At 36.7% G+C, this 20,024-nt stretch carries 16 protein-coding genes; 11 read left to right on the top strand and 5 right to left on the bottom strand.

The window, feature by feature from the left end; all coding sequences use genetic code 11:
* Positions 1–2: 2 nt before the first annotated feature.
* Entirely contained in the window at positions 3–491 is a 489-nt protein-coding gene (locus ACPF63_RS14025) for a DUF6691 family protein (protein WP_426480327.1), read from the top strand.
* Positions 492–541: 50 nt separating this feature from the next.
* Here the strand turns inward: ACPF63_RS14025 and ACPF63_RS14020 are convergent, their stop codons facing one another.
* The 4 genes from ACPF63_RS14020 to ACPF63_RS14005 form a co-directional block, all read right to left on the bottom strand.
* On the bottom strand, positions 542–1,942 hold the full coding sequence (locus ACPF63_RS14020) for a TolC family protein (RefSeq protein ID WP_426480326.1): 1,401 nt from the start codon (positions 1,940–1,942) through the stop codon (positions 542–544).
* 1 nt (position 1,943) lies between these two features.
* Complete coding sequence (locus ACPF63_RS14015) at positions 1,944–3,101, bottom strand: HlyD family secretion protein (protein WP_077415222.1); 1,158 nt, start codon at positions 3,099–3,101, stop codon at positions 1,944–1,946.
* A 5-nt stretch (positions 3,102–3,106) separates the two neighbouring features.
* Positions 3,107–3,472, bottom strand: coding sequence for a DUF3302 domain-containing protein (locus ACPF63_RS14010; protein WP_077415220.1), 366 nt, complete (start codon positions 3,470–3,472; stop codon positions 3,107–3,109).
* Between the two features lie 224 nt (positions 3,473–3,696).
* Positions 3,697–4,302, bottom strand: coding sequence for a Crp/Fnr family transcriptional regulator (locus ACPF63_RS14005; RefSeq protein ID WP_077415218.1), 606 nt, complete (start codon positions 4,300–4,302; stop codon positions 3,697–3,699).
* A gap of 109 nt (positions 4,303–4,411) precedes the next feature.
* On the opposite strand from ACPF63_RS14005, the gene ACPF63_RS14000 reads away from it, so the two are divergent.
* The 8 genes from ACPF63_RS14000 (at position 4,412) to ACPF63_RS13965 (ending at position 16,861) form a co-directional block, all read left to right on the top strand.
* The gene (locus tag ACPF63_RS14000; protein WP_426480325.1) at positions 4,412–5,410 is read left to right on the top strand and encodes an isoaspartyl peptidase/L-asparaginase family protein; all 999 of its coding nucleotides are present in this window, start codon (positions 4,412–4,414) and stop codon (positions 5,408–5,410) included.
* A 47-nt stretch (positions 5,411–5,457) separates the two neighbouring features.
* Positions 5,458–6,012, top strand: a complete 555-nt coding sequence (locus ACPF63_RS13995) for a hypothetical protein (protein WP_426480324.1) — start codon at positions 5,458–5,460, stop codon at positions 6,010–6,012.
* A gap of 20 nt (positions 6,013–6,032) precedes the next feature.
* Positions 6,033–6,695 (top strand): copper homeostasis protein CutC, encoded by a 663-nt coding sequence (locus ACPF63_RS13990; RefSeq protein WP_426480323.1) that lies wholly within the window; start codon positions 6,033–6,035, stop codon positions 6,693–6,695.
* 125 nt (positions 6,696–6,820) lie between these two features.
* Positions 6,821–9,286 (top strand): beta-mannosidase, encoded by a 2,466-nt coding sequence (locus tag ACPF63_RS13985; protein WP_426480322.1) that lies wholly within the window; start codon positions 6,821–6,823, stop codon positions 9,284–9,286.
* 136 nt (positions 9,287–9,422) lie between these two features.
* A complete protein-coding gene (locus ACPF63_RS13980; RefSeq protein ID WP_426480321.1) occupies positions 9,423–10,331 on the top strand; it encodes an AEC family transporter in 909 nt (302 codons plus the stop codon).
* A gap of 439 nt (positions 10,332–10,770) precedes the next feature.
* Complete coding sequence (gene priA / locus ACPF63_RS13975) at positions 10,771–13,218, top strand: replication restart helicase PriA (protein WP_426480320.1); 2,448 nt, start codon at positions 10,771–10,773, stop codon at positions 13,216–13,218.
* Positions 13,219–13,379: 161 nt separating this feature from the next.
* Positions 13,380–14,849 carry a D-alanyl-D-alanine carboxypeptidase/D-alanyl-D-alanine endopeptidase gene (dacB, locus tag ACPF63_RS13970; RefSeq protein WP_426480319.1) on the top strand — a complete coding sequence of 490 codons (1,470 nt, stop codon included), beginning with the start codon at positions 13,380–13,382 and terminating at the stop codon, positions 14,847–14,849.
* An 83-nt stretch (positions 14,850–14,932) separates the two neighbouring features.
* Positions 14,933–16,861, top strand: coding sequence for a M1 family aminopeptidase (locus ACPF63_RS13965; protein WP_426480318.1), 1,929 nt, complete (start codon positions 14,933–14,935; stop codon positions 16,859–16,861).
* 66 nt (positions 16,862–16,927) lie between these two features.
* Here the strand turns inward: ACPF63_RS13965 and ACPF63_RS13960 are convergent, their stop codons facing one another.
* Positions 16,928–17,806: a cupin-like domain-containing protein gene (locus tag ACPF63_RS13960; protein WP_426480317.1), complete on the bottom strand. Its 879-nt coding sequence runs from the start codon at positions 17,804–17,806 to the stop codon at positions 16,928–16,930.
* 158 nt (positions 17,807–17,964) lie between these two features.
* Between ACPF63_RS13960 and kbl the strand changes: the two genes are divergently transcribed.
* Positions 17,965–19,161: a glycine C-acetyltransferase gene (gene kbl / locus ACPF63_RS13955; RefSeq protein WP_077415198.1), complete on the top strand. Its 1,197-nt coding sequence runs from the start codon at positions 17,965–17,967 to the stop codon at positions 19,159–19,161.
* Positions 19,162–19,326: 165 nt separating this feature from the next.
* Entirely contained in the window at positions 19,327–19,977 is a 651-nt protein-coding gene (locus ACPF63_RS13950) for a hypothetical protein (RefSeq protein ID WP_077415196.1), read from the top strand.
* Positions 19,978–20,024: the final 47 nt, after the last annotated feature.

Genomic DNA, 20,024 nt, shown 5'->3' with positions numbered 1-20,024 from the left:
TAATGATAAAAGAAAAAGAACAGGATATACGCCTTCAGGATACTGTTTGTGTAAATGAAAGTAAGCTTACGCATCAATGGTATCACAACCTGAAATACCTTGCTGCAGGAGTTATTTTCGGAATTATATTTGTGAAAGCAGAAGTCATCAGCTGGTTCAGAATACAGGAAATGTTCCGTCTGCAGTCTTTCCATATGTACGGAATCATCGGAAGTGCTGTATTAGTGGGAATGATTTCTGTAGGGCTGATCAAGAAATTCAAGATAAAAACAATATATGGCGAACCCATTACACTGGCTCCCAAGAAGTTCAATAAAGGTCAGATTTATGGAGGATTGATATTTGGTTTTGGATGGGCCATCACCGGAGCTTGTCCCGGACCTCTTTTTGCTCAGATCGGAACAGGAGCTTTGGCAGTATCTGTTACTCTGTTGAGTGCTGTTGCAGGAACATGGGTATATGGATATTTCAGAGACAGATTACCCCATTGATATCTTAAAAAAGACTGTAGAAAATAATCTGCAGTCTTTTAAGTATAAAATTATGAATAAATGAAGTTCTCTGCGCCTAAAGCCATATAAAGATTAATGCGCTCTATTCTGTACTGAAGTTCCAGACTGATGAGGTTCATTTCGTTTTTCAGGAGGTCCCTCTGTTTACGGATCAATACAAAACTGTTGTTTGTGCCTACTTTTATTTGTTTCTCGGTGAGCGTAATATTATTTTTCAGCTCATTGACGGCCTTAGTAGTAAAAGTAATCTGTTTTTCAATAGAACGGAGATTGGCCAAAGAAGACTCCACTTCGTTCAAAGCATTCAGAACAGCCTTTGAATATTCTTCAACAACCTGTTTCTGCTGGGAATTTTTTATTTCCACATTCTTTTTTAATTTTCCGCTGTTGAATAGCGGAGAAACCAATCCGCCACCCACTTTTAATAAGGGACTTGAAAATAAAGAATTGATAGATTCCACATTACTTCCGGCAGATCCAAGAGATGAAGTTATGTTCAATGAAGGAAGTCTTGCTGCCTTTGCCTGCTGTACTTCATAAAAAGCCTTTTCAATCTGAAAATGACTGGCCTGTATGTCTGATCTGTTTTCCAAAAGTTCAAGAGGAAAAGACTCAGGAATACTATTCCCGGCAGGATTAAAAAAATTTTGGGTTGCCAGTTTCCCTTCCGGATATTTTCCGGTGAGCAGTTCCAGTGATCTTCTGGATTGTGCATTCGCATTTTTTACCTTTTCCAGATAGCCTTGCAGGGAAATAATCTCTCCTGTTATATTAGAGATATCCAAAGCATTTGCTGTTCCAACCTTCTTTTGAATAACATATAGCTTTTCCAGGTCTTTAGATTTCTGAATGTAACTTTCAATCTTATCTTCCTGAATATTTCCTGCGATATTCAGAAAATAAGCTTTAGCAATCATCCCGGCAATAGATTGATGCAACAAGGTATTCTGATGTTTTGCAGAAAAATAATTGCTGGTGCTTGCCATCTGTGAAGATTTGTTTTTCCCCCAAAGATCAATCTCCCAATTAGCTTTTAATGCAAGACGCCTGATCTGGCTGTCACTTACTAAATTATTAGAAGTATTGGCTACTGCGCTTACACTGGGATAAAGATCACTTCCTGCAATTTCCATTGCCAGTTCAATCTGATTCAGTTTTTCCTTTGCAATAATCAGATCAGCATTATATACCATTCCTTCATTAATCAGGGTTTCCAGCTGAGGTGTTTTAAGATCATTGATCCAGTCATAGGAAATGGATCTGGAGTTCGCTTTTCTGTCGAAGATCCATTCATCCGGGATTTCTATATGAGAAGCAATTTCACTCTTTTCTTTAAGCTGGTTTATATTTTCCTTAGTTGGCTCTTTATAGCCAAGGCATGAACTTAAACTTACGGAAAGTACACCCAATAAAATTAATTTCTTGTACATGTTAATGAAGTTTAGGAATCAGATAGTTGATTTTACTGCTGACACGTACCATTACTTTTCGGATAAGATGAAGCGGTTTGATATGGTCAGAATAAATGACAGCCGTTCCCCTTGCCCCGACGGTAAGCTGTTTCTGGCTATCTTCCAATACAAACTTGGCGATAAGTTTCCCATCAGTTTCCGGTAATTGTCTCGCAGTATCAGGAAGCCCCGCTGTAGAACCGTTTCCTCCCAACATTCCTCCTGCATTATTCATAATTCCCTGGCTGGTAGCATCAATCACGTATTCAAGTCTGGCCTTCACTACTTTTCCCGGTTCTGTTTTAAGAGCCAGCTCCACTTCATCACCGTTTTTTACCGTTTCCAGTTCGTTCTGGGCAAAAAATCCAATCACTGACTGTTGCTTCTGAATCAGAACGAAAGCAGATTTAAAAGGTGCCATGATTGCTCCTTCATTCAACTGAACATTGGGAATTACTCCATCGGTGGGAGCCAGAACAACGGTTTGGGAAAGATTCCATTTTGCCTGATCCAGCTTTGCCTGAATTTCAGATACCGATGAATTTTCTCCACCATAAGAAGCATTGGATTTAGTTTCCAAAGATTGTTGCTGTGACTGTGCAGCACTGATTCTGGACTGCAGATCCTGTACATTGGTGACTGCCTGCTCAAGATCAAATTTATTAGCCGCTCCTGCTTCCACCAATTCCTTATACTGAACTGCTCTTTTATTAGCTAGATCCAGCTGTGACTGTAAACCTGCAATATTTTTCCTGGAAGCTGAGATGTCTGTATTATAAGAACTTACAGTAGCTTTCATATTGCTTAGTTTAGCTTCCAGAGATTTGATTTCCTGTACATAAGGCTCTCTGTCCAGTACAAATAAAGTGTCTCCCTTTTTTACTTCCTGATTAGTGGTGACATATACTTTTTTCACTTTCCCTAAAACCTGAGTGGTAATATCCACACTCCTGTTTCCCACCTTTACATCAGAAGTGATAGGACAGTAGTAATTTAAGCTTAATATCAAAGCAATAGATCCGAAGATAGGTAATGAATATACCACCACCTGTGTGGTAAATGTCCAAGGGATCAGTTTTAATTTTTTAATAAGGAGCCAGCATATTCCGGCATATATTGCGACGAGTAGTTCCAGCATATTTGTTAATTTTCGAGGGTTTTAAATTCTTCTTCAGTAGAATCTGTGTTATCCATGTCTTTTTTAGGGGGTTCTGGGTTTCCGTAATCATAGTTGGCCCAGATTAACGCAATCGGCCATAAAAGGCCTCCGAAAACAAGGGAAAGGAGGCACATACTTTTTATGGCGTTCAGCTGAGGATGTTTTTTTTTCTCAGCTACTTTTTCCGGATAGATATGAACTTTCCAGAAAAGATAAATTCCTGCAATAGGTAAAACAAGTAAAATTAACCAAGAAGCAGAATTTGCTATATTGTCTTCTAAACTGCCTGTTGATGCCTGAACAAAATTGCATGATAATAACAGGCAAAGAAGTAAGGATATTCTTTGCATAAAATAATTGTATGAGGTAATAATAAAATGTAAACAAGGTTGTAACCTGGCGGTCAGTATTTAACCTGCCGATTACTGTGAATCTTAAGAAATATTAAAGGTAATTCAATAATAAGTCGTTTTTTTAGGTGATATTTTTCTCATTTTGCTTTTTAATTAATGGTATAATAGTGTTTTGAGTAAGCAAAAATAGAATGAATAAAGTGAGAAAAAGTATTCCTAAGTTATTTTTTTCTTTCGTTCCTTTTTTTATGGATACGGGCTGTCATTCTTGAAAGTGAGTTGGGAGTGATACCCAGAAAATTAGCAATATACTTTCTGTTGGCATTCTGTGAAGTAAAAGGACGGGTTTCCAGAAACTCTTCATACCGGGAATGCGGGGAAGTAGAACAAAACTGTTCTGTACGTACTTTTAATATACTGATGATCTGTTTCAAAGATTTGAGATATACATTATAAATCCCTCTGTTCTGAAATGCAGCTTCTTCAAATTCATTCTTGTTGAAAAGGAAAATCTGACTTTCCAATACGGCTTCTATAGTATATTTTCCTTCATTTTTATTAGCATATGACTCCGGGCTTTCCATAATGGCAGCTTCCTTTTCAGAAGGGAGAAAAAGATTGCTTTCAACGCCGTCTTCATCATCAAAGAAAAACCTTAATAATCCATGGGAAAGAATGAATAATTGATTAAAAGACTTGCCGGGTTCTGTAAGCTTTTCTTTTCTTTGAAGCAATTTTGGGGTACTGATATTAACCAAAATAGTAATTTCTTCATCAGAAAGTTCCTGAAAAAAAGAGATATTTCTGAAAGTTTTAAATGAGTCCATTACAGCAGTAAAGATAAATAAAAATAATACACGGATATTCGTTGAGCCGCCATGAGGATTTCATAGAAGTTTTTTTTAGATTTGTGGGTATTATACAATTTGAGATACCATGAACAATAACCGAAGAAGTTTTATTAAAAAACTGGGAATTGCAACAGCCGCACTTGCCGTAAACCCACTGGATCTAATGGCTGCCGAATTACCTGAACCTATTGTCACAACTGTAAATAAACCGATTGTCCTTTCTACCTGGAATTTCGGATTAAAAGCCAACGAAGAAGCATGGACGATCCTTGGAAAAGGAGGAAAGGCTTTGGATGCAGTAGAAAAAGGAGTTCGTCTTGTAGAATTAGATCCTAAAGAAAGAAGTGTTGGGTATGGAGGCCGTCCGGACAGAGATGGAAGAGTAACGCTGGATGCCTGTATCATGAATGAAAATTATAATATTGGTTCAGTAGCATGTCTGGAGCATGTGAAAAACCCTATTTCCGTTGCCAGAGCAGTTATGGAAAAAACACCCCATGTTATGCTGGTAGGTGACGGAGCATTGCAGTTTGCCCTTTCACAAGGATTTAAAAAAGAAAATCTTCTCACTCCGGAATCTGAAAAAGAATGGAAAGAATGGTTAAAAACCAGCCAGTATAAGCCCATAGCCAATATTGAAAATCACGATACCATAGGAATGATCGCGTTGGATGCCCAGGGAAACCTTTCCGGAGCATGTACAACCAGCGGAATGGCTTTTAAAATGCATGGAAGAGTAGGAGATTCCCCCATTATCGGAGCAGGCCTGTTTGTAGATAATGAAGTAGGAGCAGCTACGGCAACCGGTCATGGCGAAGAAGTGATAAGAACGGTAGGAACCCATCTTGTGGTTGAACTGATGAGACAGGGCAGAAATCCACAGGAAGCATGCAAAGAAGCAGTAGACAGAATTGTAAAAATTGCACAGCGAAGAAACAAAAACCTAAAAGACATTCAGGTAGGCTTTATTGCGATTAATAAACAGGGAGAATATGGTTCTTACTGTATTCAGGACGGATTCAACTTTGCCGTTTATGATCAGAAAGGAAACCGCCTTGAGAAACCGGAATTTGCTTTGAAATAATTTAAAAATTCAATAGGAATGAGCTTTAGCCAAAACATACAACAAATATGAAAAGAACGATTATCGCTTCTTTATTTCTGATTATTGCATGCAAAGAAGAAAAGAAGGAGATGAAAACAGCCATAGAACCACAGCAGACAGAAGAAAAAGTAGTTTTAAATAATGAATCCAATGAAGCAGAAGATGTAAAAAAATGGTTGGAAAAGAGCATTGTTGATTATTTTAAAGCTGATATCGGAAGTGAAGAAAAGAATATGCAGAAGATCACAACCAAAGATTATTTCGATTATAAAACGGATGCAACAAATGTAGATATGGATGTAGATGGAAGCCTTACAGAAAAAGAGTTTCAGGATAAGTGGAAATCGAAATTTGATACGAGTAAATCAGGGATTGGAGTAGGTTTCTTAATTACAGCTCAGGATTGGAATAAGATTGAAGTCGGAAGCTGTGATTTAAAATCTTCCTCAAAAGATGAATATACCTTTAATGTAGTGTTGGTTGATGATGGTTTTAAAGCGAAATATCCTTCAGTAATAAAAGTAGTAAAAGAAAACGGTTCCTTTCTCATTGCAGATGTATTGCAGGACGAACCAAAATAGAATTAAACAGATATAATACAATGTCAAAGATAGAAATAGCGTGTTTTAATCCTGAATCAGCAATGATTGCTTTTGAAAACGGAGCTGACAGAATAGAATTATGTGACGGTCTCAGTGAAGGTGGTACAACCCCGGATTTTGAAACCATGGAAAAGCTTCATGAAAAAATTAATATCCCAATTTTTGTAATGATCCGTCCTAGAGGAGGAGATTTTACTTATTCTGATTCAGAATTTGAACAGATGAAAAATGATTTGGTTCATTTGAAATCCTTACGGGCAGATGGCTTTGTATTCGGTATTCTCGACGAAAATGATGAGGTTAATATTGAACAGAATAAAACTTTAGTAGAACTGGCTGCACCGCTTCCATGTACTTTCCACCGTGCCTTTGACCGTGCTGCAAGCCTGGAAGAATCGTTAGAAAAAGTAATTGAATGTGGCTTTACAACTATTCTTACTTCCGGCCAGAAACCCAATGTATCAGAAGGAAAAGAAAATCTGAAAAAGCTGGTTGAACTTTCTGATGGAAGAATAGAAATACTTATAGGAGGTGGACTTCGTTCATCCAATATTGAAGAAATAAGAGCCATTACGAATGCCGGTTACTTCCATTCTTCTGCAATTACTGATGGTGGTGCTTTTGCCAATCCGGATGAGGTGGCTGCATTGAAGAGTAAATAATAATGATATACGCTCAGTTTGTCATTCCAAGCGCAGTGGGAATCTAAATTCTTAGAGTAGAGATTCCTTCGTACCTCGGAATGACAAAATCACTGGTATTGTAATGATACAAAACAAATTTATTGATGAATAGAACGATCCTTTTTGCTTTTCTTTTCACGCAGAATATCCTTTCTGCACAGTTTTCCCAGAGAAGTTTATCTTCCGAAAACTGGCAGTTTAAAAATTCAAAAGATCAAAACTGGCTTCCTGCGAAAGTACCGGGAACAGTTCATTTGGATCTGATGAATAACAAGATTATTCCTGACCCTTTTAAAGATGAAAATGAAAAAAAAGTACAATGGATAGAAAATGAAAATTGGGATTATCAGACTCAATTTACGGTTTCATCTCAGGAATTGAAAAATGATAATATTGATTTGGTTTTTAATGGTCTGGATACATTTTCTGAAGTTTATCTTAATGGAAAGCTCTTAAAAAAAACGGATAATATGTTCAGGAAGTGGAATATTCCTGTGAAATACTATCTGAAAGCAGGTAATAATATCATACAGGTAAAGTTTCAATCTGCCGTCAATACCGGAAAAGAACTGGCTAAAAAAGTCTCGTTTACGATGCCGGAATCACCAAGAAGCTTTGTGAGAAAAGCACAATATCAGTTTGGCTGGGATTGGGGACCAAGGCTTGTTACTGCAGGAATCTGGAAGGATATTCAATTAGAATTCTGGAATAACGCTAAAATTATTACTGTTAAAGATATTCAGAATAACTCCGAAAAAGCTTCTGATTTACGTTTCGACGTAGAAATTTATGCTGAAAATGCAGGTGATTACACCTTAGATCTTAATAAAATTCACCAAAAAATATCTTTAAAAAAAGGAATCAATACAATTTCGGTTCCTTACGAAACAAAAGGAATGAAGCTTTGGCAACCTAACGGACGTGGTGATGCTAATCTTTATGATTTTAAAATAAAACTTTCAAAAGATCTTAAGAATATTGATGGTAAAAATATCAGGATAGGATTAAGAACGGTTGAATTGGTACAGGAAAAAGATGAAAAAGGAAAGTCGTTCTATTTTAAAGTGAATGGACATCCGTTATATATTAAAGGAACCAACTGGATTCCGGGAGACAGTTTTTCACCCAGAATGACCAAAGAAAAATACCATCAGCTGATCAAGGATACCAAAGACGCCAATATGAATATGATCCGTATCTGGGGCGGAGGTATTTATGAAGACGATGAGTTTTATAAAGCATGCGATGAAAACGGGATTTTAGTCTGGCAGGATTTTATGTTTGCAGGAAGTTTCTACCCTGCAGACGAAGCATTCTTGAACAATGTAAAAGAAGAAGTAAAAGACCAGGTCAGCAGACTTCAGAATCATCCTTCGATTGCTTTGTGGTGCGGGAATAATGAAATTGATGAAGCTATTGTCAACTGGGGGTATCAGAAACAGTTTAAATATTCAAAAAACGATTCGCTGCAGGTTTGGAAAGACTATAAAAAGTTATTCCATGATGTGATTCCCAATGCATTGTCAGAAAGCCTGAAGTCAGATAAAAATATATATTGGCCGAGTTCGCCGTCCATTGGCTGGGGACATAAAGAAAGCCTTACAGAAGGAGATTCTCATTATTGGGGAGTTTGGTGGGGTGAGCAGCCATTTGAAATTTATAACGAAAAAGTAGGGCGTTTTATGTCTGAATATGGTTTTCAGGGAACACCCAGCCTTGAAACTACAAAATCCATGTTTTCAGGAACTCCGGATTTAAATCTACAAAACTCAACCATCAAAGCGCATGAAAAGCATGCCCGTGGCTGGGATATTATTAATGAATACCTGAAACGCGATTATAAAATTCCTGCAGATTTTACACAATACAATTATGTTTCACAGCTATTGCAGGCAAGAGGAATGCAGATCGCGATTGAAGCTCACCGCCGTGCAAAACCTTATAATATGGGAACGCTGTATTGGCAGCTTAACGACTGCTGGCCTGTAGTTTCATGGTCGTCTATAGATTATCTTGGAAACTGGAAAGCCTTCCATTATCAGGCAAAAAGAAGCTTTGAACCTGTAATGGTATCAGTTGCAGAGACCGAAAAAAACTATGATATTTATCTGATAAGCGATCTGTTGAAAGAACTGAAAACAGATATAAAGTTTGAACTCATTGACTTCAAAGGAAAAACACTTTGGAAAGCCAATCACTCAGATGTTGTAAATGCCGATGTAAGTAAGAAAATTAGAAGCATTAACAAATCAGAATTGGCTCAGTTTAATCTGTCTGAAACTGTTTTAAAGATCAGTTCCGAAAAAGATGCAGCACTTCAAAAACTGTTCTTTTTCAATAAACCAAAAGATATAAAGCTCCCAAAACCTGAGATTAAAATCAGAAAAATATCACCCACTGAATTTGAAATGTCAACAGATGTCTTGGCAAAAGATATCTATCTGATCGGAGATACTCATTTCAGTGATAATTTCTTTGATTTGTTACCAGGAACTTCAAAAAGAATTACCCTTTCCAAACCTTTGGAAAAAATTGAAGTCATGAGTCTTTGGGATGTGATGAAGGACTAATGTTTTTCTAACGCTCTCAAGTAGTCAAACCATGTCAAGGTCCTAAACTTGACATGGTTTATACCTAAAAAAATATAAATTTTACCCTTCCAACTCAAAAATCAGACGTAAATTTGCATCATATTTCTTTATAATTATGGTAAATTTTGTTCTGATTGCAGTGTGTATCATTGCAGGAATGATATTCAAAGCAACAAAATCTATCCACCCCGATGCCCATAAGGGTATCAATACCTGGATTCTTTATCTTGCTCTTCCGGCAGTTTCGTTTAAATATCTGCCTAAAGTAAAATGGACAACAGAAATGTTGTTTCCGATTGCAGCCACATTTTTAATTTCTGTGTTCTGCTTTTTCTTTATGATGTTTTACAGCAAGAGCAGGGGATATTCAAGGCGTTCAAGAAGTACTTTGGAACTGGCAAGCGGTTACAGCAATACATCATTCATAGGATTTCCCTTAATCAGTGCTTTTTATGGAGAAGGTCTCCTGAGTATTGCCATTATTTGTGATCAAACAATGTTCTTTGCCCTTTCCACCCTCGGAATTATTGCTGCAGTGAAAGGAGGAAGCAGATCAGGAAAAGTAAGTGCAGTATTTATTTTAAAAAGGCTTATTACGTTTCCACCATTAATTGGCTGCATCTCCGCTTTAGTATTATCGCAGTTCATTGATTTTACCGTTGCAGAACCGTTTTTTGATAAGCTTGCAGCTACGGTAAGTCCATTAGCTCTGTTTTCGGTTGGACTACAGCTGAAATTTAACGGATGGAGAAAACTCATTCCGCAGATGTCGATGTCAATGCTTTATAAGCTTATTCTGGCACCGGCAATTGTTCTTGGGATGGCTTTATTATTGGGAATAAAAGGAGATGTAGCTAAAATTACTGTATTTGAAGCGGCAATGCCAACATTGGTTACCTCCAGTATCATTGCAGAACAGTTCAGGCTGAATACAAAACTGACCAACCTGATCATTGGAGTCAGTATCATTGTAGGATTTTTTACTTCTGCATTTTGGTATGAAATGACCGAATACTTTTTTTAACGATAAGATGGCTCTTTCTCAATACTGTCAATTGATATCGGTTTTATACGTGTTATTTGTCATTCCGTAGGAATATCTTAGCTAAGTGAAACGCCTTTGCGAACGAATTAAACCAATTAATAATACCTTTGCGAATATTGCGTTCTAATCTAGGTTTTGGCTAAAGCCAATTGAAATTTTAATTTTTATCAAACGGACTAAAGTCCGTTCCTATTGAATTATTATTGATTTTTTTTGCAAATTTCGATGATTGGACAGGTTGTATTCCTGAAGTATATCAAACCAATTGTCATTCCGATTTCTATGGCAAAATGAAAGGTAGGAATATACCTCATAATTCTTAAGTAGGATTCTAAGGTTTGTTAAAGAGCATCAAAGAATTTCTGCAAAGTTGCAGTTCTCTGAAGAAAAATCTAATTTTACACTTTAAATATTTCCCTTGCAATACGCTCAAATTGTTTTACCACTGAACCTCAAAGGATCTTTCACGTATAAAGTTCCCGAAGAAATGATGTCCGAAATTCAGTCCGGAATGCGTGTTCTGGTACCGTTTGGAGGAAAGAAAATCTATACAGGACTTGTATTTGAGCTTCATGATAACGCACCGGAAAACTTTGTAGCAAAGGAAGTCATCAGCATGCTGGATGATAAACCCGTTATGCCTCAAGAACAGATTGATTTCTGGAATTGGCTATCGGAATATTACATGTGCAGTCTGGGAGAAATCTACAGGTTTTCATTTCCTTCTTCATTAAAGCTGGAGAGTGAAACCTATTTAAAATTAAAACCTGGAGTCGTTGTAGATTTTGAAAATCTGGATGTCAACGAAATGTACCTGATTCAGGCACTGGAAGTTCGGCAGCTGATCAATCTTACGGATATTGAGGCTTTTATTCCTAAAAAAGATATCATCAAGACTATCAATTCATTGATTGATCTTCAGTATATTGAGATTGACGAGAAAATTGCTGAAAAATATAAAGCCAAAGAAGTAGCTTACGTAAGAATTAAGGATGAGGTTTTGGCCAATCAGAACCTTACGGATATACTTTTAAAACTAAACAGAGCCCAAAAGCAGAAAGATCTGTTCCTTCTTATTTTAGAAAAACAGACAGAAAATCCTGATGTTCCTATCAAAAAATCTGAGCTGTTTGAGGATGGTTATTTCGGAAGTTCACACTTTAAGCCTTTAGCAGATAAAGGTCTGGTGGAGGAATACTACATGCAGAAAGACAGAATTGAAAGCTATGAAGGAGAGATTGAAGAACTGGAAGAGCTTTCAGAACAGCAGAAAATTGCTAAATCTGAGATTGATGAAGCATTTGAAGAAGGGAAAAATGTCCTGCTTCATGGGGTAACTTCATCCGGGAAAACACATATTTATTTAGAAAAAATTGAAGAATGTATCAAAGAAGGCAAGAATGTTTTGTTTTTACTTCCTGAAATTTCCCTGACCAAACAAATTACCCAGAGATTAGAAAAAAAATATGGCCGGCAACTAGGATTTTATCACCAGAAACTGACCGATTTTGAAAGGGTTGAAGTCTGGAGAAGAATCAGGCAGAATGATATCCGCATTCTGATCGGAACCCGGAATGCTTTGTTTTTACCTTATCAGAACCTGGGACTTATTGTGGTAGATGAAGAGCATGATTCTGCCTACAGACCAAGAGAAGTGACCCCTTATTTTAATGCTAAAGATGCATCGTTGGTATTGGGTGGATTTTATAATGCGGGAGTGATCCTGGGATCTGCAACACCTTCTGTTGAAAGCTACTACAGAGCCAGAAAAGATAAAATGAAATATATTTTCCTGAATGAAAGATTCGGGAATGTAAATCTGCCGGAATATGAACTGATCAATTTCAAAGAAGCCCTGGAATCTAAAAAAGTTTCCGGAAATTTCTCTCTGAAACTCGTTGAAGAGATTAAGAAAACGGTGGATGAAAAAAAGCAGGCGATTGTCCTGCACAACCGTCGTGGCTATTCCAATGTAATAGAATGTGAGAGCTGTGGGTATGTCAACTACTGTTCCAATTGTGATGTGGTAATGACCTATCACAAGGCAGCGAATGAAATGAAATGCCATTACTGCGGACAAAGAGCTTCCAAGCCAAGAACCTGCCCGAAATGCAATTCCGAAAAGCTGAACGAAAGAGGAGTAGGGGTAGAGCAGATTCATGAAGAGGTTTCCAAACTGTTCCCTGAAAACGAAGTGGACAGAATGGATGTAGATTCTATGCGTAAGAAATTTGCCTACGAAAAGCTGTATGAAAAGATTGAAGACGGAGAAACAGATATCATCGTAGGAACTCAAATGATTTCCAAAGGACTTGATTTTGATCATATAGAACTCGTTACAATTCCAAAAGCGGATTCCTTATTATATGTACAGGATTTCAGAGCAGAAGAAAGAGCTTATCAATTGATCACACAGGTTTCAGGAAGAGCCGGAAGAGTTTCCGGAAAGGGAAGAATCCTCATTCAGACTTTCAATCCTGATCATTCTGTATTCCAGCTGATCAAGATGAATAATCCTGCAAAGATCTATAAATATATCCTTACTGAGCGCCAGAAATTCCATTATCCGCCATTTACCAAGCTGATTATGATTGAAATGAAACACAGAAAGGAGGATAAAGTGGACCGAGCTTCTCAGTTTCTGGGTTCTATTCTCAGAAAATATCTTCCTGAAGATTGTGTTTTAGGCCCTGAAAGAGCTCAGATTGCAAGGCTTAATAATCTGTACCAGTTCCAGATTATGCTTAAGCTTCCCCGTGGGAAAAACTATGAGAAATTCAAAAGCCTGGTTTTGATAAGTTTAAAAGAATTTGATGAAATCACTGCATATCAAAGTATTAAAAAAGATGTTTTTGTGGATTTTTAACAATTTTTAACAAACTTTACACTCTTTTATAATGGGTCAGTGGTCCGTTATATAACAATAATTTCTACTTTTGGACGTTGATTAAGTGTTTGGCTCTTTTATTGAATGATTTAACCTTTCATTTTTTATAGAGTCAAAACTATAGAACAAAAAGAAGATAGATGGTAAATTTCAGAAAATATATTTCAAGTGCGGCGGTGTTGGCTTCTGGTCTTTTCCTGGCTCAATCTACCGTTTCTACCGTTCTTTATTCTCAGAATTATGACAGTCAGAAAAGCAGTCTAAACCTGCCTTCACCCGTTAGTACGATGGTGGAGAAAACTGTGTTGTCAGCAAAAGAACTTGTAGATATTAATGTGAACACAATGATGGCGGATCCTGTGCTGAAAAATGCAAGCTGGGGATTCGTAGTGTACGATCCGAAAACGAAGAAGGTAATTTCTTCGTACAATGAAAATACTCCTTTAGTACCTGCTTCTACTACAAAGCTGCTTACGACGGAAACAGCATTAAACCTGCTGGGTGAAAACTACCGTTGGATGACTCAGCTTGAGTATTCAGGAACTATAGATGAAAATGGAGTTTTAAATGGAAATCTTTATGTGATAGGAAGCGGTGACCCTTCTTTGGGAACAAACAAAGCGGGTGCATCATCTTACAGAGATATTATTTCAGATTTCGTAGGCGGAGTTTCAAGAGAGGGAATCAAAAAGGTAAATGGTGATATTATCATTCAGACAGCGCTTTTCAAAGGCAATATTTCAATGCTTCCGGAAAATGTTGTATGGTTGGAAAACAATAATTATTATCTGCCTGCAGGAAGTACCCGTGATATCAACCCAGCTAACGAAAAACTGATCGTTAAAAAAGGAGGTTTCTCAACGGAAAAGAAATTTTTCTATGTTTCCCCTTACGCTCATCAGATGGTGTATGCTGATAAATATGAAGGAAATGGAGTTTTAACAACCAAACTTCCTGATGCTCCTGCATATCTTGCGAACTCTTTCAGAACAGCATTGGTAAAAAGCGGAATTCCTGTTACCGGAAAAGTAAGTCCAAAAATGACAGATACAGCTCCGGAAGGAAGAAAAATGCTTTCAGCTTATAAATCCCCGACTTTAGGTGATATTATTTATTATACCAATCAACACAGTGATAATTCATTGGCTGAAGCGCTGTTAAGAACAGTTGGTTATCAGAAAATGGGTGACCAGACCTCAGAATCAGGAAGAATTGTGGTGACTAATCACCTGAAAGATGCCGGTTTTGATATGGTTGGTCTTAATTATATGGATGGAAGCGGACTTTCAAGAAGCAATAATGTAACTCCTATTTCCCAAGCGAAGTTTCTTACTTCTCTGATGGATCAGAAATATTACAGATCCTATCTTACTTCTTTACCGATCGGAGGACAATCTGGTACTTTAAAAAGAATGTTCATTGGAGAAGGTAACGGACAGGTTTTTGCGAAAACAGGAACGTTGAATAAAGTAAAAACATTAGCAGGTTATCTGAAGACGAATTCCGGGAAAACATTGGTGTTCTCTTTAATGGTGAATAACTATTCCGGATCGGTAGATATGGTGAAAAAGAGAATGGAGAAAATTCTTGAACCTGCACTGGATCTTTAAATATTTTTTATTTTATATATTATAACAGCCTTTTAATCATTGATTAAAAGGTTTTTTTTATATTTGATTAAATTTTTCTAAACATGACAAAATTGTACCTTTTGGTGTTGGGATTTTTAATTTCCCAGCAATTCTATAGCCAGAAGCATGAGCAAAACATCGATATGAAAGGATTGATCGAAAAAGAGAAAAAATCCTTTACGCAAAAAATGAATATCGGGAATACAAATCCCAATACTCTGAATTACGATTTACAGTATCAAAGAATGGATGTTACTCTTAATCCGGCTTCCAATACTATTTCCGGATCGGTAACTTCTCATTTTAAGCCTACTCAGAATATAGGCAGTATTTATTTTGATCTGACAACTTCTTTAACGGTTTCTCAGGTTAAATATCATGGGAACAACCTTACTTTTCAACAACTTCCTTCCAACGAAGTGAAAATTGATTTTCAAGCTCCGGTCACTGCCAATACACTGGATTCTCTGACGATTCACTATTCAGGTACGCCGCCTAGTGCCAATGGAGCCTTCACAACAGCTACTCAGGGCGGAGTTCCGGTACTTTCTACGTTAAACGAACCTTATGGTGCACAAGACTGGTTTCCAACAAAACAAAGTTTGAATGATAAAATTGAAAGATTTGATTTCAAAATTACAACGCCATCCAATTACAGCGTTGCTGCCAATGGAAAACTAATGTCCGAAACTTTTCCTACAGGATCTACGAAGCTTACTTTCTGGAGAACAATGTATCCTACACCCGCTTATCTGATTGCACTTTCCATTACTAATTTTGTCAAGCTTACTGATACCATCGGAAACCCTCCGTTTCCTTTTGTCAACTATATTTATCCTTCCACCAATTCAAATCAAACCAGTCTGAATAATATTGAATGGACGAAACAGGTAATGAATACTTTTGAAACCTATTTTGGTTCTTATCCTTTCCGAAATGAAAAATACGGACATATGGAATTTATGTATGGAGGAGGAATGGAGCATCAGACAATGTCTTCTATGGGAGGTTGGAGCAAGCAGCTTATTGCCCATGAGCTTACTCACCAATGGTTTGGAGATAAGGTAACTTGTGGTGCATGGAATGATATCTGGCTGAATGAAGGTTTTGCTACTTTTGGAGAACATCTTGCCAATGAAAAACTACTGATGACCAATACAGAGTTTCTGAATTATCTGCAAGGTCAATCCAGTTATATTACAGCAAGTACAACAGGAACGGTGTATGTACCGGATACCGGACTTTCAAGTATCAACAGAATATTCGACAGCAGACTGTCTTATTCCAAAGGAGGATATGTATTGAGAATGTTGAAGTGGATTTTAGGTGATGCTGCTTTTTATCAGGCGCTTAAAGATTATCACGCAAGACCGAATCTGGCTTACAGCTATGCGCGTACTGCAGATTTTAATGCTTCTTTGCTTCAGTCTACCGGGACAGATTTTACAGAATTTTTCAATGACTGGGTGTATGGAGAAGGATATCCTACCTATACTATAAAATGGATGCAGGGCGGTAATCAGGCTTTATTTAAAGTTTCTCAGACACAAAGCAGCTCTGCCGTAAGCTTTTTTGAAATGCCTTTACCTATAAAAGTAACCGGAACTTCAGGGCAGACTGTGTATCTGGTTCTTAACAATACTACAAATAACCAAAGTTTTTTAGAATCTGTAACATTCCCTATTGCTAGTGTTCAGTTCAATTATGAGTACCAGATTCTGGAGAAAAACTCTACTGTTACCCAGGATAATACTTTAAGTGTTTCTTCTGTTGAGAAGGAAGGTTTTGGTCTATATCCAAATCCTGCAAAAAATGAAATTAATCTGAAAGGAATAAACAGAGCTTCAGATTTTACGATTCATGCTGTAGATGGAAAACTGGTAGGAAAAGGAACGTATCAGCCCGGTAAAGCGATTGGAATTTCAGAACTGATTCCAGGAACTTACTTCATTACGATTGATGAAAAGAGCATCAAATTCATTAAACATTAAAATTAAATACTGTAAAATATCAATAAGTATTTTACTTGTCATTAACGATAAAATAACAGGAAGCTTTCAGATTTGAAAGCTTCTTTGTTTTCTGGCCGCTTTAGCTCCTCTTTTTCTGGCTGTCTTTATTTTGTACTCAAACCATTTTTCTTTGAATAATTTACGCATGAAATTATCAAAATGTCTGGTGATGACTAAATTTTTAAATCCTCTCCATTTTTCGAGAGGGCTTGATGGAAGCGCTCTTACTGAGATAGAATATCCCTCCGTATCATACTGGATATAGTGCCACCATCCGGAAGGAATATAAAGTGTCTCTCCGGGATGAATCACTGCTTCATAACCACTTAAATAACGTAGAGCCGGATATTTTCTGTAATCTGGATTTTTAATCTGAGCCAGGCTGTGAAAATTGTAGGGGAGTTTATACATTAAATCGGACTGTTCCCACGGGAAGAGCCAGATTCTTTTGGTTCCCTGAAACTGGGTAATGAAGACATGTGACATATCAATATCAATGTGGTTTCTGGTTACAGAACCTTCACCTCCAAAAAACATAAAAGGCAGCCATTTCAGTATTTTACCACTCGTAACATCATTGTAGATAAGATCATTTTTAAGTTCGGGTTTTATTTTCAATAAATTAAATAAAAAAAGGCGGTGTTCAGTAGGAGCAGACTGTATAAGATTCAGATATTCTGAAAATGTGCTTTGGGCTATAGGATCACTTGCCACTCTGTCAAGGGAATCAAGTTCACTGCCGTAAATGTTTACCTTATGATCCCCTGCAATTTCTTTGAAATACTCATAATTCCACTTTTTGAAGGCAGGGCTTTCCGGATGTATAAAATCTTCAATAATAATTGGAATTCTCGGCTTCATATAGTTATTAATAAAGGTTTCTGAATTGATTGTCTTTATTTTTTGTACCGGCTTTAATCTCATGCTCTCAAATTTTAAACAAATATAAATATTATCCTACTAAATTTATAGACTAATAATGTTAAAACTTAAACCTGAATTGATTTTTTAGAATTAAACATATAAAAGGTTTTATTTTACTGCCTTTTTAGTAAATTAGCACATCTAAAAAATTACCAAAAATGATCTCTGAAAAATACCTTCAACATTTACAGAACGAACTTCAGAATATTGAGAATGACGGACTTTACAAAAGAGAAAGAATAATCACCTCTCAGCAAAGTGCAGAAATAGAAGCTAACGGAAAAAAGCTTTTGAACTTCTGCGCGAATAATTATCTGGGATTATCCAACAACCCGGAAGTAATGAAAGCGTCTCAGGAAATGATTCAATCTCATGGATATGGGATGTCATCAGTGCGTTTTATCTGCGGAACACAGGATATTCACAAGGATTTGGAGAAAAAAATCGCTGACTTTTTAGGTCTTGAAGATACCATCCTTTATGCAGCAGCATTTGATGCAAACGGTGGTGTTTTTGAACCGTTGTTTACAGAAGAAGATGCTATTATTTCAGATGAATTGAATCATGCCTCTATCATTGATGGTGTTCGTCTTTGTAAAGCAGCGAGATACAGATATAAAAACAATAATATGGCGGATCTTGAAGCTCAGTTAATTGCTGCTTCTGAAAAGAACCACCGTTTCAAAATTATCGTAACAGACGGAGTATTCTCAATGGACGGTATTGTTGCAGACCTAAAAGGAGTGTGCGACCTTGCTGATAAATATGATGCTTTGGTAATGGTAGATGACTCTCACGCAACAGGTTTCATCGGAAAAACAGGCCGTGGAACTCACGAAGCTAATGAAGTAATGGGTAGAGTAGATATCATCACTTCTACTTTAGGAAAAGCTTTAGGAGGTGCTTTAGGAGGTTTTACTTCCGGTAAAAAAGAGATCATTGATATGCTGAGACAGCGTTCAAGACCTTATTTATTCTCCAACTCTTTAGCGCCTGGAATCGTAGGAGCTGCTCTGAAAGTATTGGATATGATTTCTGATAACACTTCCCTTCGTGATCAGGTAATGGAAAATGCAGAATATTTCAGAACGGAAATGAAAGCGAAAGGTTTTGATATTCCGGACGGAGATGCTGCGATTGTTCCGGTAATGCTTTACGATGCACCTCTTTCTCAGAAAATGGCTGAAAAGCTTATGGATGAAGGTATTTACGTAATCGGATTCTTCTATCCGGTAGTACCGAAAGGAAAAGCGAGAATCAGAGTACAGTTATCTGCTGCTCATACTAAAGAACATTTAGATAAAGCGATTGCTGCTTTTGAAAAAGTTGGAAAAGAATTAGGCGTGATTTCTTAATATAAAAAGTTCTACGTTTGTAGAATGAAAACAGGATTTCTTATATTTAGAGAAATCCTGTTTTTTTATGAAAAATCTTCAGTACTACATTAATCATCATAAAATGCTATTGCTGAATAGACGTTAATATAATATATTTGGAACACTAATTCTAATAACCATTTTGTGAAAAAATATTTATTTCTTTTTGTTTTTTTTAGCTTTTTCAAAACAATTTATGCTCAATCTGATGATTACAAATCAATACTTACTGTAAGTGCTTTTGCTCCTTTTCGTGACCAACGCTATAATATAGGTTATATGCGGAAAATAAATGAAAGATGGTGGGTAGGAAGCGAATTGGCATATGGAACCGACAAAATAACACCCGTAAATATTGGCAATTTTGAGGGAAAAAATAGGGTTTTTGAGATAAAACCGGAAATTTTTTACAGCCTGGCGCCTCAATCAAGATTAAAACATTTTGTATCAGCAGAAGCTTTCTATTTAAATCAGATAGGAAAAAATATTTCAGGAAAATATTATGACGAAAATGATGTTTATTATTCTTTTAGCTCAGCAGACTATAAAAGAACTAAATATGGCTTAAATATTAACTACAGCATTTTGATTCATAAAGAGTCTTCATGGTTTGGCTTTATGCCTAAAATTGGCTTTGGTATCAGACAAAAAAATATTTCTTATACTAATATGACAGGAAAGGAAGAAGACTATGCTCCTGTAGATGGTCTTCCCTTTGACTATCATTCAAATCGGCAGGGTTCCAATTTGAGTCTCAATTTTAATGTTGATATGAAATTCATTTTTAAATTCTAAAAAATATTTAATCTTTATTATTTTAAGCTAAAGATTTTAGATTAAAT

The organism is Chryseobacterium sp. R2ACT005 (assembly GCF_049949215.1).
In the GTDB taxonomy this organism is placed as follows: Bacteria; Bacteroidota; Bacteroidia; order Flavobacteriales; family Weeksellaceae; genus Chryseobacterium.
Note: the sequence above shows the minus strand (reverse complement) of the source record. Positions and strands in the feature narration are given on the sequence as shown.

Bases quoted from the DNA above. Each gene is read 5' to 3' on its own strand.
- ACPF63_RS13985 (WP_426480322.1), top strand. From the start codon at position 6,821: ATGAATAGAACGATCCTTTTTGCTTTTCTTTTCACGCAGAATATCCTT.
- ACPF63_RS14020 (WP_426480326.1), bottom strand. From the start codon at position 1,942: ATGTACAAGAAATTAATTTTATTGGGTGTACTTTCCGTAAGTTTAAGT.
- ACPF63_RS14010 (WP_077415220.1), bottom strand. From the start codon at position 3,472: ATGCAAAGAATATCCTTACTTCTTTGCCTGTTATTATCATGCAATTTT.
- ACPF63_RS13980 (WP_426480321.1), top strand. From the start codon at position 9,423: ATGGTAAATTTTGTTCTGATTGCAGTGTGTATCATTGCAGGAATGATA.
- ACPF63_RS13990 (WP_426480323.1), top strand. From the start codon at position 6,033: ATGTCAAAGATAGAAATAGCGTGTTTTAATCCTGAATCAGCAATGATT.
- ACPF63_RS14000 (WP_426480325.1), top strand. From the start codon at position 4,412: ATGAACAATAACCGAAGAAGTTTTATTAAAAAACTGGGAATTGCAACA.
- ACPF63_RS13965 (WP_426480318.1), top strand. From the start codon at position 14,933: ATGACAAAATTGTACCTTTTGGTGTTGGGATTTTTAATTTCCCAGCAA.
- ACPF63_RS14005 (WP_077415218.1), bottom strand. From the start codon at position 4,302: ATGGACTCATTTAAAACTTTCAGAAATATCTCTTTTTTTCAGGAACTT.
- ACPF63_RS14015 (WP_077415222.1), bottom strand. From the start codon at position 3,101: ATGCTGGAACTACTCGTCGCAATATATGCCGGAATATGCTGGCTCCTT.
- kbl (WP_077415198.1), top strand. From the start codon at position 17,965: ATGATCTCTGAAAAATACCTTCAACATTTACAGAACGAACTTCAGAAT.
- ACPF63_RS14025 (WP_426480327.1), top strand. From the start codon at position 3: ATGATAAAAGAAAAAGAACAGGATATACGCCTTCAGGATACTGTTTGT.
- ACPF63_RS13995 (WP_426480324.1), top strand. From the start codon at position 5,458: ATGAAAAGAACGATTATCGCTTCTTTATTTCTGATTATTGCATGCAAA.
- ACPF63_RS13960 (WP_426480317.1), bottom strand. From the start codon at position 17,806: ATGAGATTAAAGCCGGTACAAAAAATAAAGACAATCAATTCAGAAACC.
- dacB (WP_426480319.1), top strand. From the start codon at position 13,380: ATGGTAAATTTCAGAAAATATATTTCAAGTGCGGCGGTGTTGGCTTCT.